Genomic DNA, 14905 nt, shown 5'->3' on the forward strand with positions numbered 1-14905 from the left:
GCACGCCGCTGGTTCCCCCGGTTTTCCCGGATTCCCCTCACCGCTTCCCGGCACGCCGCCGTCGCGTGCCGTTCCGCGCCCGCTTCACCGACGTGGCGCGTCTGAACACAGAAAGCTGCCCGACATTGGCGAACATGATGAATCGACCCATCGCGCACGGAATCGAGGGCCCGTCATGGTAGCGGCGCGCATCACCGTCAACGGAGAAGAAGCACCCATCGCACCGGCCCCGGCCCACACCACGGTGCTGGACTTCCTGCGCGAGCGGGGACTCACCGGCACCAAGGAGGGCTGCGCCGAGGGTGAGTGCGGCGCCTGTTCGATCCTGGTGGCCCGCCCCGGCGTGGACAAGCCCACCGACTGGGTGGCGGTCAACGCCTGCCTGGTCCCGGTCGCGGCTCTCGACGGCCAGGAGGTCGTCACCTCCGAGGGCCTCGCCGCCACGGACGCGCCCGGCGCGCCGTCCGCCCTGCACCCCGTGCAGAAGGAGATGGCGGTCCGCGGCGGCTCCCAATGCGGCTACTGCACACCGGGGTTCGTGTGCAGCATGGCCGCCGAGTACTACCGGCCCGACCGCTGCGCCCACGCGGACGCGGACGTGGACGGCGGACCCGACGCCGAGCACGGTCCGAACGGCTTCGACCTGCACGCGCTGAGCGGGAACCTGTGCCGCTGTACGGGCTACCGCCCGATCCGCGACGCCGCGTTCGCCGTCGGTACGCCCACCGACGAAGATCCGCTGGCGCGGCGCCGCGAGCAGGCCCCGCCCGCACCGGTCGCCACCGCGTACGTCCAGGACGACAGCGCGTTCCTGCGGAAGGGCACCCTGGCCGAGACGCTGCGGCTGCTGCGCGAGCGGCCCGACGCGGTGGTGGTGGCCGGCTCCACCGACTGGGGCGTGGAGGTCAACATCCGTTCCCGGCGGGCCGGTTGCGTGGTCGCCGTCGACCGGCTCCCCGAACTGCGGGAGCTGCGCGTCGATTCCGACGCCGTCGAGATCGGGGCGGCGCTGACCCTCACCGAGATCGAGCGCCGCCTCGACGGCGAAGTCCCGCTGCTCGCCGAGCTGTTCCCCCAGTTCGCCTCCCGTCTCATCCGCAACGGAGCGACCCTCGGCGGCAATCTGGGCACCGGCTCCCCCATCGGCGACAGCCCGCCGGCGCTGCTCGCGCTGGAGGCGTCGGTGGTCCTCGCCGACGCCGACGGCGAGCGCGAGGTCCCCCTCTCCGAGTACTTCACCGGCTACCGGCAGAGCGTGCGCCGGCCCGGCGAGCTGATCCGCTCGGTGCGGATCCCGCTGCCCCTGTCGCCGGTCACGGCCTTCCACAAGATCGCCAAGCGGCGCTTCGACGACATCTCCAGCGTCGCCGTCGCCTTCGCGCTCGACGTCCGGGACGGGATCGTCCGCAAGGCGCGCATCGGCCTGGGCGGTGTCGCCGCCACCCCGATCCGCGCCCTCGCCACCGAGGCCGCCCTGGAGGGCCGGCCGTGGACGGCGGAGACCGTCGAGGCCGTGGCGCCGCTGCTGCGGGACGAGGGCACGCCGATGGACGACCACCGGGCCAGCGCCGCCTACCGCTCCGCGATGCTCGGCCGGAGCCTGCAGAAGCTGTACACGCGAACCACCGAGGCGGTGTCGTCATGAGCCAGTTGTCCGAACGCCCCGAGAAGCCCGTCGTCGGCCTTCCGCTGCCGCACGAGAGCGCGGTCCAGCACGTCACCGGCACCGCGCTCTACACCGACGACCTGATCCACCGCACCAAGGACGTGCTGCACGCCTACCCGGTCCAGGTCATGAAGGCCCACGGCCGGATCACCGCGCTGCGCACCGAGGCGGCGCTCGCCGTGCCCGGTGTGGTCCGGGTGCTGACCGGCGCCGACGTGCCCGGCGTCAACGACGCCGGGATGAAGCACGACGAACCGCTCTTCCCCGACGTGGTCATGTTCCACGGGCACGCGGTCGCCTGGGTGCTCGGCGAGACGCTGGAGGCGGCCCGGCTCGGCGCGGCGGCCGTCGAGGTGGAACTCGACGAACTGCCCTCCCTGATCACGCTGCCGGAGGCGATCGCGGCCGACAGCTTCCACGGCGCCCGGCCCGTGATGGTGACGGGTGACGTCGACGCCGGCTTCGCCGACTCCGCGCACGTGTTCACCGGCGAGCTGCACTTCTCCGACCAGGAGCACTTCTACCTGGAGACGCACGCGGCACTGGCCTACGTCGACGAGGCCGAGCAGGTGTTCGTGCAGAGCAGCACCCAGCACCCCTCCGAGACCCAGGAGATCGTCGCCCACGTGCTCGGCCTGCACAGTCACGAGGTGACCGTGCAGTGCCTGCGGATGGGCGGCGGCTTCGGCGGCAAGGAGATGCAGCCGCACGGCTTCGCGGCCGTCGCCGCGCTCGGTGCCAGGCTGACCGGCCGGCCGGTCCGGGTGCGGCTCAACCGGACCCAGGACCTGACCATGTCCGGCAAGCGGCACGGCTTCCACGCCCGGTGGCGGATCGGCTTCGACGCCGACGGCCGGATCCAGGCCCTCGACGCCACCCTCACGGCGGACGGCGGCTGGAGCCTGGACCTGTCCGAGCCGGTGGTGGCCCGCGCGCTGTGCCACATCGACAACACGTACTGGATCCCCAACGCCCGCGTCACCGGCCGCATCGCCAGGACCAACAAGGTCTCCAACACCGCCTTCCGCGGCTTCGGCGGCCCCCAGGGCATGCTGGTGATCGAGGACATCATGGGCCGGTGCGCGCCGCTGCTCGGCCTGGACCCGGCGGAGCTGCGGGAGCGCAACTTCTACGGGCGGGGGCAGACCACGCCGTACGGACAGCCGGTCGTGCAGCCGGAGCGGATCTCCGCCGTCTGGGAGCAGGTCAAGGAGAACGGCGGGATCGACGTGCGCCGGCGCGAGATCGCCGCCTTCAACGCCGCGCACCCGCACACCAAGCGGGCCCTCGCACTCACCGGTCTCAAGTTCGGCATCTCCTTCAACCTGACCGCCTTCAACCAGGGCGGCGCGCTGGTGCTGATCTACAAGGACGGCTCCGTCCTGATCAACCACGGCGGCACCGAGATGGGCCAGGGCCTGCACACCAAGATGCTCCAGGTGGCCGCGACCACGCTGGGCATCCCGCTGCACAAGGTGCGCCTCGCCCCGACGCGCACCGACAAGGTGCCCAACACCTCCGCCACCGCCGCGAGCGCGGGGACGGACCTCAACGGCGCGGCGGTGAAGAACGCCTGCGAGCAGCTGCGCGGTCGGCTGCTGCAGGTGGCCGCGACCCAGCTGGGGTCGAGCGCCTCGGACGTGCGCATCGTCGAGGGCGTCGCGCGCGCCCTGGGCAGCGACAGGGAGCTGGCCTGGGACGACCTGGTGCGCACCGCGTACTTCCAGCGGGTGCAGCTGTCGGCGGCCGGCTTCTACCGGACCGAGGGGCTCCACTGGGACGCGAAGACGTTCCACGGCTCGCCGTTCAAGTACTTCGCCCACGGCGCCGCCGCGGCCGAGGTGGAGGTGGACGGGTTCACCGGCGCGTACCGCGTCCGGCGGGTGGACATCGTGCACGACGTCGGCGACAGCCTCTCCCCGATGATCGACATCGGTCAGGTCGAGGGCGGCTTCGTGCAGGGCGCGGGGTGGCTGACCCTGGAGGACCTGCGCTGGGACGCCGGTGACGGCCCGAACCGGGGCAGGCTGCTGACGCAGGCGGCGAGCACCTACAAGCTGCCGAGCTTCTCGGAGATGCCCGAGGAGTTCAACGTCAAGCTGCTCGAGAACGCCGGCGAGGAGGGCGCGGTCTACGGCTCCAAGGCGGTGGGCGAGCCCCCGCTGATGCTGGCCTTCTCGGTGCGGGAGGCGCTGCGGCAGGCCGCCGCCGCGTTCGGACCGGCCGGGACCAGCGTCGAACTGGCCTCGCCGGCGACGCCGGAGGCGGTGTACTGGGCGATCGAGGCGGCCCGCCGAGCCGGTGCGTCCCCCGTCCGCGCCGATGTCGCGGAAGCGTTGAGCGGTGCCTGACATGACGTGGTTCGCCGCGGTCGCGCGGCTGCGGGAACGCCGGGAGTCCGGCGTCCTCGTGACCGTCGCGGCCGTGCGCGGCCATGCCCCGCGCGACGCCGGCGCGAAACTCGTGGTCGGCCGGACCGAGACCTGGGGCTCGATCGGCGGCGGCAACGTGGAGGCCGTCGCGATCGACCGGGCCCGGGAGATGATCGACGCGTCCCGGCCGGAACCGGAGCTGCTCGATTTCGCGCTGAACGACAAGGTGACCAACCAGCACGGTGTGCAGTGCTGCGGCGGCACGGTGTCGGTGCTGCTCGAACCGCTGCCGGTGGTACGGGCGGTGGCGATCTTCGGGGTCGGGCACGTCGGACTCGAACTGGCGCGCGTCCTGGCCCGCCAGGACCTCGACCTCCATCTGATCGACACGCGTGCCGAGACCCTCGCCGAGCGGCGGCTCGACGTCCTCGCGGACGCGGTGGCGCGGGTGCGCGTGCACCACACGCCGCTGCTGCCGGAGGAGGTGCTGGAGGAGCTCCCGCACGGCACCCACGTCCTGATCATGACCCATGACCACGCCGAGGACGCCGCCCTGTGCGACGCCGCCCTGCGCACGCCGCACCTCGGCTCCATCGGGCTGATCGGGTCGGCGGCCAAGTGGGGGCGGTTCCGCAAGCGCCTCGCCACCGAGGGCGGTCACGACGAGGCCGTCATCGACCGGATCAAGACCCCGATCGGTCTTGCCGACATCACCGGAAAGGAACCCGCGACGATCGCCGTGAGCGTCGCCGCGGATCTGCTGCGCGCCTTCGAGTCCGAAGGCGCCTGAGGCACCCGCGCGAGTCCGTCCCGAAGGGGGCGGACTCGCGCGGACGGCCCTCGGCGCGGGAGCTACAGACCGCCGGTGAACAGCAGCTTGTTGGGCGTGCCCGGGCTGACGCTGGTCAGCAGGCCCTTCGTGGCGTTGTCGTCGAGCCGCTCGGCGACCTCGGCCGGGGCGGCCGCGGGGTGCTCCGCCTTGTAGAGCGCGGCGACGCCGGTGACGTTCGGACGCCCTCGCCGTCGCCGTCGGGGCGGTGACGGCGAGCGCGGTCAGGGCGGCGCTCGCGAGAGCGAGTCTGGTACGTGTGTTCATGCCGGGGAGGGCATCATGCAGAAACGATCACGCCCCACGACATTTCCCCGTGGTTCCCACGAATGCCCCGGACGTCACCGCAATGCGCTCCGGTGATCACCGCCCCCCAGGACACCAGGGCCGGGGTGGGTCACCGCCGCAGCTTGAGCCGGACCCCCTCCGCGTCGTCGTGCCGGAGCCCGTCGAACAGCTCCCAGGACCGCTGCCACGCCTCCCGGGCACGTTCCGGCCGTCCGGCCGCCGACTCGGCGTCGCCGAGGTGGTCGAGCGAGACGGCCTCGTGGTAGAGCGAACCGACCTCGCGCAGGATCTCCGCCGAGACCCGGAAGCAGTGCGCCGCCTGCTCCAGGTCCCCCGTCTCCTGGTGCACGACGCCCAGGCTGTCCCAGGTGAGGGCCAGACTGCGCCGGTCCCCGAGCTCCTCGAAGGCCAGGCGGGCCGCGTCGCACATGGTCAGCGCCTCGGCGTGGTTGCCGAGGAGCGCCTGGAAGTAGCCCACGTTGTTGAGGGCCTTGGCCTCTCCGCTCCGGTGGCCGAGCTCCCGGAAGATCTCCAGGGCCCGCTCGTTGTGGTGCAGCGCCTGCTCGGAACGCTCCTGCTGCTCGTACCGGCCCGCGAGGTCGAGGTGGACGTCCGCCTGGCCGAACAGGTCCCCCTCGGCCGTGAACAGGTCGAGCGCCCGGCGCAGATGCGTCCCGGCCTCGGTGTCCCGGCCGCTCCAGCGCAGCACCACGGCCAGACTCCGGTGGGCCCCCGCCCGGGCCGTCGGGTCGTCCAGGCGCTCCGCCGCCTCCAGAGCGGCGGTCTGGACGGTCGCCGCGTCCGCCCAGTGGCCGCCCCAGTTGAGGTACGTCTTCAGCACGTGGGCCAGCTGCCAGCACTCCCGGTCGAGACCGGCCGCACCGGCCCGGACGACGGTCTCCACGAGGGCCGCGCGTTCGCCGCTGAACCACTCCCGGGCCTCTCCCAGGTCCGCGAGGTCCTCGGGGCGCACGCCCCTCCCCGCCCTCGCGGGCAGGTCCACGGGCGGCAGCTGGGGGTCCATGAGCAGCGCGCCCCGTTGCGCGGTGTGGAGGTAGTGCTCGGTCACCCGTCTCAGGGCCGTCCCGCGGCTCGGGGCGGGGTCGACCTGTTCGCCGAGCTCCACCGCGTAGGTGCGCAGGAGGTCGTGGAAGGCGTATCTGCCGTCCTCGCCCTCCGTGACCAGGTTGGCCTCGGCCAGTTCGGTCAGCAGGACGTGCGCCCGGGGCGGCGGGAGCGCCGAGAGGCTGCCGGCCACGGCGGCGGTGATCCCGGGCCCGGGGTGGACGGCGAGCAGCCGGAAGAGGCGTGCGGCGTCGGTGCTCAGCGTCTCGTACGACCAGGAGAGCACCGCGCGGACGTCGCTCCAGGCGTCGCTGCCGGTGAAGGCGTCGAGGCCGCGGGCGCGGCGCAGTCGTTCGACGAGCCGGGTCAGGCCGAGGGCGGGGGTGACCGCCGCCCGGGCGCCCACGACGGCCAGGGCCAGGGGGAGGCGCGCGGTCAGCTCGACGACCTCGTCGACGGCGCGGGGGTCGGCCGTGACGCGGGCGTGCCCGACGCGCGCCGTGAGGAGTTCTCGTGCCTCGTCGTGCGACAGCACGTCGAGCGCCACGGGCTGGGCGTCCTCGACGGCGACGAGACCGAGGAGCTGGTCCCTGCTCGTCACGAGGGTGAGGCTGGTCGCGGACCCGGTCAGCAGCGGCCGCACGTGCGCGGCGTCACGGGCGTTGTCCAGCAGGATCAGGTACCGGCGTCCGTCGGTCAGCGTGCGGTAGAGGGCGGTCCTGGCCTCCTGGGAGGCGGGGACGCGTGCGCGCGGCACGCCCAGGCCTTCGAGGAGGCTGCGCAGGGCGCTGTCCGGTGTGACGGCGGATCCGTCCGGCGCGAAGCCGCGCAGGTTCAGATGGAGCTGTCCGTCGGGGAAGTCCGCGCGGACGCGGTGTGCCCAGTGGACCGCGAGGGTCGTCTTGCCCACGCCGCCGGGGCCGGAGAGGACGATCGGGCCCGTTCCGGCGTGCCGGCGGGCGTCCTCGAGGAGGCCGTCGAGTCGTGCGAGCGCCGTCCGTCGGCCCGCGAAGTAGCGTGATACGGGTGGGAGTTGGGCCGGTACGTGGGCGTCGCCGGACTTCGGCGCGCCGTCTCCGGCCGCCTTTCCCGGGGCCGGTACGGGACCGGGCGGGGACGCCTGGGCCTGTCGCGCGGGCTCGGTGTGGCCCCGCAGGATGTCCGCCAGCGCCTCCTGCACGGCGCGGCCGGGCGAGACGCCGAGCTCGTCCGCCAGGATCTTGCGGAGCCGGTGGAAGACCGCCAGGGCCTCGGCCTGACGGTCGGTGCGGTGCAGGGCCACCATGAGGTGGCGGTGGAACCCCTCGCGCAGGGGGTGCTGTTCGGTCAGCGCGTACAGTTCCGCGGCCAGGCCGTCGTACCGGCCGAGCCGCAGGTCGGCCTCGCAGCGCCACTCCAGGGCGACGAGCCTCGCCTCGTCGAGGGCCTGGAGGCCGGGGCCGTACAGCAGGCTGTGGCCGAGTCCGGGCAGGTCCGCGAGGGGGCTCCCCCGCCAGAGCCCGAGCGCCGTCGCGCACGCCCGCCGTACGGTCTCCCAGTCCTCGCGGAGCCGTGCGGTGCGGGCGGTGCCCAGGAGTTCCTCGTGCCGGTCGCTGTCGAGGGCGCCGCGGTCCACCTCCAGGAGGTATCCGGGCGGCACCGAGCGGAGGCGGCCGGCGCCTTCGGGACCGAGGGCCCTGCGCAGGCGCGTCACGTGGTTGTGCAGGGAGCTGGAGGCCGTCGCGGGCAGGTCCGTTCCCCACAGGGCGGCCTTGAGCTCGTCGGAGGAGACCACCTGGCCGCGTTTCAGGAGCAGGATGCCGAGGAGGAGCCGGACCTTCGCGCTGCCTATGACGAGAGGGCCGGCGGCGTCCTGCGCCGTGAGAGGGCCGAGCAGGCCGAAACGCATCTGTGTGACTCCAGGGCTCGGTGGATCGGACGGCCGCGTACGTCGGTGGACGGGCCGGTCACCGGTTGTACGCCACACCTCGCGCCCCAGGCGAACAGGACACGCGTTCACGTCGGGAACTTCTTTTCGGGGACGAGAGGTCGGGCGACACGACGGCGCGCCTGTCCGTCCGTCGCCGCCCGGCGGCGACGATCGTGCGGCGGGGGTGGACCCGCGGGCGCCGCCCGCCACCGCCGTACGGCCTTGTCCGTGTGTCACGAGATGCCAGGAGACCCAGCATGACGATCCAGCGGATGGACAACGTCCTCATCGTGGTCGAGGACCTCGACGCCGTCGTGGCGTTCTTCGTCGGGCTCGGCATGGAACCGGAAGGCAGGATGCCCGTCGAGGGGCGGTGGGTGGACCATGTGATCGGGATCGAAGGATCCCGGCAGGAGGTCGCCATGCTGCGGACCCCGGACGGTCACGGCCGGATCGAGCTGGCGAAGTTCCACACGCCGAAGGCGGTCGACGCCGGGATGCGGGACGCGCCGGTGAACGCGCTGGGGCTCCGGCGGGTCATGTTCGCCGTCGACGACATCGACGCCACCGTCGCCCGCCTGCGCGCCCACGGCGGCGAACTCGTCGGCGAGGTGGTGCGGTACGAGGACGCCTACCGGCTCTGCTACCTCCGCGGCCCCGAGGGCATCGTCGTCGGACTGGCCGAGCAGCTCGGCTGAGGCGGGCCGCTCGGACGGACGCCCGCCGTGCGGCCCGGTGCGTTTCCCCGGCTCGGTCGGCCATCACTGGCGCCGCGCACCGGAGTTGTGTTTTCCTGAACCCATGAGCCTTCTCGTGACGCGCCGACACGTGGACTACGTGCGCGTCACGACCATGGCGTGTTTCCGCTGACACCGAGGCCTCGACCCGGCGTCCGGACACCGACGCGCTCGCCCCGACGGCTCCTGGGCGCCTCCTGACGGCCTCGTTCCGCCCGCGGTCCGTTCCCTCCGCCCTCCCCGCCCCCGCCTCCGGGCCCGGCGGCCCCCGGCGACGGACACGCGACCGCGCCCGTCCCACCGTCCCTCACCGCAGGAGGAGAAGCATGAGCGTCCGCGACACGTCCGTATCCGACCCGTCCGAACTGGAGGTCTTCGCCAAGGAGTGGGAGGCCTGGCACCGGGACAAGGACGCCCGGCTCGCCTCGGAACACGGCTTCCTCGCGATCACCGGCCTCCACTGGCTCTCCGACGAGCCCCAGGCGTTCACCGGCGTGCCCGGAACCTGGTCGACGGGGCCCGAGGGCGTCGTCGTGGAACTCGACGAGGGCACGGAACTCGTCGTCGACGGCACGGTGGTGCGGGGCCGGTACCTCTTCGGCGTCGTCCCGGAGCGCGGCGGCGTCGACGCCGTCTGGGGCGACACCGTGATCGAGGTCGCCAAGCGCGGCGGCCACGACGTGGTCCGGCCGCGCCATCCCGGCCACCCGCTGCGGGTCGCCTTCGCCGGCACGCCCGCCTACGAGCCCGACCCGCGCTGGGTGGTCACGGGCCGGTACGAGGCCTTCGACGAGCCGCGCCCGACCACGGTCGGCGCCTCCGTCGAAGGGCTCCGGCACGTGTACGACGCCCCCGGCCGCGTCGTCTTCCGGCTGGACGGAAGGGAGTTGAGCCTGACCGCCTTCAACGGGCACGCGCCCGGCACCCTCACGGTGCTCTTCACCGACGAGACCTCGGGCGTCACCACGTACGCGGCCAACCGGAACCTCGGGGTGGCGGCCCCGGGACCCGACGGCACGGTCGTGCTCGACTTCAACCGCGCGACCAATCTGCCCTGCGCCTACACCGACTTCGCGACCTGCCCGCTGCCGCCGGCCGAGAACCGGCTGCCCGTCGCGGTCGAGGCCGGGGAGAAGATCCCCCACGAGCGCCTTTCCCAGGAGGTGCCCGCCGGCCAGGCCGGGCTCCCTGGTCCGGCCTGACCGAAAGACAGGTTCCAGGAGCTGTCCGGCCTATCATGTGACTCTCCAGGCCGGTCCCTTCTGGAAGGGGTGGCTGTGACGGAGGTGGCTCGTGAAGCGGCCATTGCATGGGTGCAGAAGATCATGGACGCGGACCACGTTGGCGATGCCGAGATGTGCGGTGTGATGGAAGCGTTGGGCAAGGCCCTTGGCTGTCCGAGCGGCTACGTAAGCGACTTGGTCTTTTGGCCCAAGGGGCGGGAGCTGACAGCACCCGAGGTCGTCGATCAGGCTCTGAAGTACCGGCCCTTCGCCTTGTGAGGGGGCCTCGACCCCGTAGCCGAATGACCAGGGCGGCCTCGGTGACAGTGCCGGGGAAGACGTAGCCGCGCTGGTCGTGACGGGTCGCGACGGCACGGAAGTCCTTCAGCCTGTTCACGGCCCTCTCGGCGGTGTCGCGTTTCTTGTACCGCTCCCCGTCGAACCCCGGTGGCCGTCCGCCTCGCAGTCCCCTGCGCAGGCGGACGGCCCGGCGGTCGGCCCTCTCCGGGATCGCGTGCCGGACGCCCCGCCGCCGCGGGCACCCGCGGCAGGGGCCGTTGCGGTAGCCCTTGTCCGTGGCGACGCTGTCCGGCTTCTTGCGGGGCCGGGTGGGGAGCCTTCGTGTCGAACGGCTACAGCGTCGCGTCGAACGTGTGGGCCACGGGTGTTTTCCCTGCGGGCGGAGGGTGGGAATGGCCTGGTGCAGGCGCATTCCGGCGGAGTCGATGCCGAAGATGGCGACCTCTTCGAGCGCGCAGGTCGCGGAGTGCCGCGCCGAGTTCCATGAGCGCTGCACCCGGACCGGAGACCTCGGTCGTGATCTCGCCGTTGTCGTCGATGTGAGGGGCGGTGCAGTGGTCGATGCAGCCGCGCTTGCCGACACGGTCGGCGAGTACTGGCAGGTTCGGACATTCGATTGTGCGGAATAGTGTTGGTGAGCCCACCGCGGGGCAGTCCGACGACGCGGAGGCGGTTCCTGGTCCTGGCGTCAATACACTCCCCTCATCAGCACTTACGTTCGGGTGCTGCGGCCGAAGCAGGGGGATGTGATGTCGACGGTCGACGCGCAGAGGGTCTGGAAGCCGTCCGTGACGGACCTCTGGGCGGGACGACGCCCTCTGTGGTGGACCGTCGGTCCCTCGGGGGAGCTGGCTGTTCTGCTCGTCCACCGGCAGTGCCTACGCCGAAGCCGTTACGTGAAGGGTTGGGTGGGCTGGGGCCCGCAGGTCCCCTTCGATGCGGTGCTCGTGATTCGCCGGGCTGACGGGTCGCTTCAACGTCGACCGATCAGGGACGTGCCGGTCAGGCCGAGCCACATCGCTCTTCTCCCGAATTCCCGACTCGTCCTAGCAAGCGGTCGAGCGGGTAAGGACGAGTCGGGAGCATGGAGCCCGAACGCCGTGGTGTTCTCTCTGGAAAGTGGTGACCAAGAGGCCACCTTCTGCATCGGCGACGACATTCCTGCTCTGGTGACCGATCGCGGGGGATCGATCTGGACGGCTTACGGAGACGAAGGCATCTACGGAGGGCATCCGCAGTCTGCAGCCGGTCTTGCCGGCTGGAGTGCCGATGGTCGGTCAACCTGGGCTCCGGGAGGTCGCCTTCCTGACGTGCCTTTGGAGGGATGCACCGCTGCCACCGAGGGGGACCGAGTCTGGCTGGTCTGGTATTCCGGCAGTCGACGGGGCGGCACGTTCTTGACGCGGATCACCCCGTCGACCGGTGAGGTGACCAGTTGGCCCAGCCCCGTCCGTGACCCGGACGGGTTCGCCGTGCGCGACCATCGAGCGGTCCTGACCAAGCGCGTTCACAACCAGCGGTCAACCGAAGTAGTGCGAGCCGAGTTGAATGGTGATACCTGGGGTGTGACCGAGCGGCGCAAGATTCGAGTGCCCGGACGGGTGGTCATGCGCTGCGGTCAGGGGCGCGACGGTCTTCTGTGGCTTCGCGCCGGCGACACGTGGCTTCGCATCGAAGCCTGAGAGCGGCCGAGACGTGCAACTCACGATCGACGGGCTGCCTCAACTGCGTAGGCCATTCTGATGTGACGCGCTGAGGGCGTGCAGATCGGCGTTGGCGGCGTCGAGGCTCACCTGGAGCCCCTTGACCTCCCCGAGCCAGCCCTTGTCGGCACACGACCTCAGCTCCCCCTCACGTACGGATGAACCTCCCCAGCCGACGGGGCGTGTTCTTGGCCGGACCAGGTCAAGAACACAAGCCGGAGCCACCGACCGATGCCCGGCTTGACCCGTACCGCCGAGCTGCCGCACGTCTCATGGACGGAGACGAACAGATCGGCGTGCTCGTGATCCGAGTCACCACCTGGTGGTGGGGAGAAGGGCCCTTCTGGCGAAGGCGGTGGAGCAATCCGCAAGAGCTTCCCGAGTGGGCGTCGTCCTGCGTCGACCCGCTCCAGCAGCTGCCCGACTTCGACGACGGGATCATCTCCGCTGACCAACTCGACGAGGAGCTTGCCAACTGGTCAGAGGGGATCCTTCGACTGCTGGGCCGACAGTTCAGCGTCGCCTGGCTTGGCGAAGAAGAAGTCGACACCGCCCACAAGGAGCACGGCTGGGCGATCGACTGATCATCCTTACCTTCACCGCAACGGAACTCGTGACGTTCTTCCATACGCAGCTGGGGAGGAAGTCCGTACGCCGACAGTTGGGGCCGCGTTCCGGTTCCGGCTCTAGTTCCATGAAGTCCGCACCATGAGCGAGAGTTGGGCGCCGCTTCCGCCGTCCCGATACAGCCAGGTGCCGGGTGGTTCAGGACTGCGTCGCGTTCTGGCTGGCGCTACGGTCAGCAACCAGCGGCGGTGAGCTTTCAGGCGGCTTCTCTCGGAAAGCGTCCAGGCCTGCAGCACGTTCGTGATGCGGCAGCCTCGACATCTTGGAGACCAGTGCCCACATCTCGCGTTCGCCGGCCAGCTCGCCCGGCAGGAGGAGGCCGAGTGATTCGGCGAGCGGTTTACGTCCCGTGTTCACGAGTGCTCTTACGGCCGCGGACCATTCGTCGGTCGCCGACACGGCCGCGCGGTACCACACCGGAGTCAGGACGCTTGGCACGGCGATGGCCACGAGCAGCAGTGGGACATCCGGGTCGGCCGTGGTCAGGGCCGCTGCCGCACAGAGGGCAACGGCGCAGTGGCCGTAGAGCAGGGCTACGAAGAAGTCGACATTCGCGCGGGCGAGGTCGACCTGTCGGCGGACCTGCTCCGGCGCGTTCCCGGTCAGTTCGTTCCACAACACTTGAGTGTCGAGGCGGAACCGGTCGTAGCCGTACTCCTCGAAGCGCCGGATGGCATTACCCAGTCTCGTGGGTGCCAACTGCGCGTCGTCGACGGGATAGCGAGCGAGGCGTTCGCGGAGCAGCGCACGTTGCACAGCAGTACGCCGCCGATCCCTGGGAACGGCCCGGGCGATCCGCGGATTGGCGCGCAAGGTCGTCAACCGGGCGGCACCGTCCGATCCCAGCCGGTCCTCCCGCTCCTGGCGCTCCAGGCGGATCAGCATGAGGCGGTCCTGCAGATCCTGCTTCGCCTGGCGTCGACGAGCACACCCGTAGGTGTAAAGCACGTTCGGCCAGAGGGTGTAGCCCTCCAGCACGCGGTAGAGAGGGTTCTGCAGGGCGCAGAGCGCCAGCCCGAGGAGCACCGAGACACCCAGCACTCCGGCAGACAGATGTGCGACACCCTCCGACCACAACTTCACGGTTCCCTCGCCGCGTCGCAAGCTCGGCCAGACCGCCAAAGCAAAGAGGCTCACGTTCAGAGCCGTCGGCAAGAGCCATCCCACCAGCACCGTCCACGCGCCGCCGAGAGCGCTCCTGGCGATGTCACCCACGCGTCACCACTCGTCGTCATCGTCACCGAAGGGCGGTCCCGGTGGGGTGCTCCCAGCTGCATCGCCAGGCGCGGGTGGGGATGGCGGGGAGGCCGTAGGCACCTCTGGTCGCTCTGCCGCTCGCATCCTTGACGGCGCTCCGACTCCGCTGGAGGCGGCAGTGCGCAAATGGGCCACGAATTCCTGGCATGAGGAGTAACGGTCTTCAGGAGCCTTGGCTAGTGCCTTTGCCATGACGGCATCGGCGGCACGTGCGATCTCGGGACGTGCTTGGGAAAGAGCGGGTGGCGGATCGTACTGGTGCACCCACCCCAGCTCGAGGGCGCTATTGCCCTCGAACGGCGGTCTCCCGGCAAGGGCTTCGTAGACGACGCAGGCCAGGCTGTACTGATCGCTCCGGCCGTCTACGGAGCGCGCGGAGATCTGCTCAGGGGCCATGTAATCGAGCGTGCCGACGATTGTGCCGGCGGTGGTGAACCCGCTGAGCGCCAGCGACGTCTCCGAGATCCCGAAGTTCGTGAGGTAGACGTGCTCGGAATGGTCGCTGTCGGTTCCCGCGGCGACCAGGATGTTGCTGGGCTCGACGCCCCGGTGCACCAGGTCGTGCTCATGGGCGGCGTCGAGCCCTGAGGCCACCTGGGCGGCGATACGCAGGGCAGTCGGTACCGGGAGAGAGCCTTCCCGGTCCAGCAACGCCCGCAAATCGAGGCCGGGGACGTACTGCATAGCGAGGTACAAGACACCGTCGGTCTCGTCCACTTCGAAGATCGGCACGATGTGCGGATGATCGATCGCAGTCGCCGTACGTGAGTCATGGGCGAGACGCCGGCGAAAGCCCTCATTCTGCGTCAAAGCGGGCGCGAACAACTTCAGGGCGACAACACGGCCCTGTCGTAGATCCTTCGCGCGGTAGACGACGGACATCTCTCCACGGCCGATTTCGCGCTCCACCCGATAATGCGCGACCCTTG

Annotated in this window: 12 protein-coding genes; 9 read left to right on the forward strand and 3 right to left on the reverse strand. The window is 71.1% G+C overall.

Features of this window, described 5'->3' with window-relative positions:
- The first annotated feature begins 175 nt into the window (after window positions 1–175).
- The 3 genes from ACFYUZ_RS25600 to xdhC are packed head-to-tail and all read left to right on the forward strand — an operon-like array spanning window position 176 to window position 4828.
- Complete coding sequence (locus tag ACFYUZ_RS25600) at window positions 176–1645, forward strand: xanthine dehydrogenase small subunit (protein WP_389312920.1); 1470 nt, start codon at window positions 176–178, stop codon at window positions 1643–1645.
- Window positions 1642–4017 carry a xanthine dehydrogenase molybdopterin binding subunit gene (xdhB, locus tag ACFYUZ_RS25605; RefSeq protein ID WP_389312922.1) on the forward strand — a complete coding sequence of 792 codons (2376 nt, stop codon included), beginning with the start codon at window positions 1642–1644 and terminating at the stop codon, window positions 4015–4017. Before ACFYUZ_RS25600 ends, xdhB begins: the two co-directional genes overlap by 4 nt.
- A 1-nt stretch (window position 4018) precedes the next feature.
- On the forward strand, window positions 4019–4828 hold the full coding sequence (xdhC, locus tag ACFYUZ_RS25610; protein WP_389312925.1) for a xanthine dehydrogenase accessory protein XdhC: 810 nt from the start codon (window positions 4019–4021) through the stop codon (window positions 4826–4828).
- Between the two features lie 436 nt (window positions 4829–5264).
- On the opposite strand, the gene ACFYUZ_RS25615 is transcribed toward xdhC, so the two are convergent.
- Complete coding sequence (locus ACFYUZ_RS25615; protein WP_389312927.1) at window positions 5265–8108, reverse strand: BTAD domain-containing putative transcriptional regulator; 2844 nt, start codon at window positions 8106–8108, stop codon at window positions 5265–5267.
- A 278-nt stretch (window positions 8109–8386) separates the two neighbouring features.
- Here ACFYUZ_RS25615 and ACFYUZ_RS25620 point away from each other — a divergent pair, with 278 nt between their 5' ends.
- From ACFYUZ_RS25620 to ACFYUZ_RS25645, 6 genes are all read left to right on the forward strand, one after another.
- Entirely contained in the window at window positions 8387–8827 is a 441-nt protein-coding gene (locus tag ACFYUZ_RS25620; protein WP_389312928.1) for a VOC family protein, read from the forward strand.
- Between the two features lie 365 nt (window positions 8828–9192).
- Window positions 9193–10068 carry a DUF1684 domain-containing protein gene (locus ACFYUZ_RS25625; protein ID WP_389312930.1) on the forward strand — a complete coding sequence of 292 codons (876 nt, stop codon included), beginning with the start codon at window positions 9193–9195 and terminating at the stop codon, window positions 10066–10068.
- A 75-nt stretch (window positions 10069–10143) separates the two neighbouring features.
- Complete coding sequence (locus tag ACFYUZ_RS25630) at window positions 10144–10368, forward strand: e9imm peptide (protein ID WP_389312932.1); 225 nt, start codon at window positions 10144–10146, stop codon at window positions 10366–10368.
- Window positions 10369–10781: 413 nt separating this feature from the next.
- Window positions 10782–11018, forward strand: coding sequence for a hypothetical protein (locus ACFYUZ_RS25635; RefSeq protein ID WP_389312934.1), 237 nt, complete (start codon window positions 10782–10784; stop codon window positions 11016–11018).
- Between the two features lie 471 nt (window positions 11019–11489).
- Entirely contained in the window at window positions 11490–12071 is a 582-nt protein-coding gene (locus ACFYUZ_RS25640) for a hypothetical protein (RefSeq protein ID WP_389312936.1), read from the forward strand.
- Between the two features lie 293 nt (window positions 12072–12364).
- The gene (locus ACFYUZ_RS25645) at window positions 12365–12676 is read left to right on the forward strand and encodes a hypothetical protein (RefSeq protein WP_389312938.1); all 312 of its coding nucleotides are present in this window, start codon (window positions 12365–12367) and stop codon (window positions 12674–12676) included.
- A gap of 181 nt (window positions 12677–12857) precedes the next feature.
- Here the strand turns inward: ACFYUZ_RS25645 and ACFYUZ_RS25650 are convergent, their stop codons facing one another.
- Window positions 12858–13934 carry a hypothetical protein gene (locus ACFYUZ_RS25650; RefSeq protein ID WP_389312939.1) on the reverse strand — a complete coding sequence of 359 codons (1077 nt, stop codon included), beginning with the start codon at window positions 13932–13934 and terminating at the stop codon, window positions 12858–12860.
- Window positions 13935–13937: 3 nt separating this feature from the next.
- Window positions 13938–14858 (reverse strand): serine/threonine-protein kinase, encoded by a 921-nt coding sequence (locus ACFYUZ_RS25655; protein WP_389312941.1) that lies wholly within the window; start codon window positions 14856–14858, stop codon window positions 13938–13940.
- Window positions 14859–14905: the final 47 nt, after the last annotated feature.

Source organism: Streptomyces sp. NPDC004266 (genome assembly GCF_042874095.1).
Lineage (GTDB): Bacteria > Actinomycetota > Actinomycetes > Streptomycetales > Streptomycetaceae > Streptomyces.

Coding starts and splice junctions, on each gene's coding strand:
- ACFYUZ_RS25600 (WP_389312920.1), top strand. CDS start 176: ATGGTAGCGGCGCGCATCACCGTCAACGGAGAAGAAGCACCCATCGCA.
- xdhB (WP_389312922.1), top strand. CDS start 1,642: ATGAGCCAGTTGTCCGAACGCCCCGAGAAGCCCGTCGTCGGCCTTCCG.
- xdhC (WP_389312925.1), top strand. CDS start 4,019: ATGACGTGGTTCGCCGCGGTCGCGCGGCTGCGGGAACGCCGGGAGTCC.
- ACFYUZ_RS25615 (WP_389312927.1), bottom strand. CDS start 8,108: ATGCGTTTCGGCCTGCTCGGCCCTCTCACGGCGCAGGACGCCGCCGGC.
- ACFYUZ_RS25620 (WP_389312928.1), top strand. CDS start 8,387: ATGACGATCCAGCGGATGGACAACGTCCTCATCGTGGTCGAGGACCTC.
- ACFYUZ_RS25625 (WP_389312930.1), top strand. CDS start 9,193: ATGAGCGTCCGCGACACGTCCGTATCCGACCCGTCCGAACTGGAGGTC.
- ACFYUZ_RS25635 (WP_389312934.1), top strand. CDS start 10,782: ATGGCCTGGTGCAGGCGCATTCCGGCGGAGTCGATGCCGAAGATGGCG.
- ACFYUZ_RS25645 (WP_389312938.1), top strand. CDS start 12,365: ATGGACGGAGACGAACAGATCGGCGTGCTCGTGATCCGAGTCACCACC.
- ACFYUZ_RS25655 (WP_389312941.1), bottom strand. CDS start 14,858: ATGTCCGTCGTCTACCGCGCGAAGGATCTACGACAGGGCCGTGTTGTC.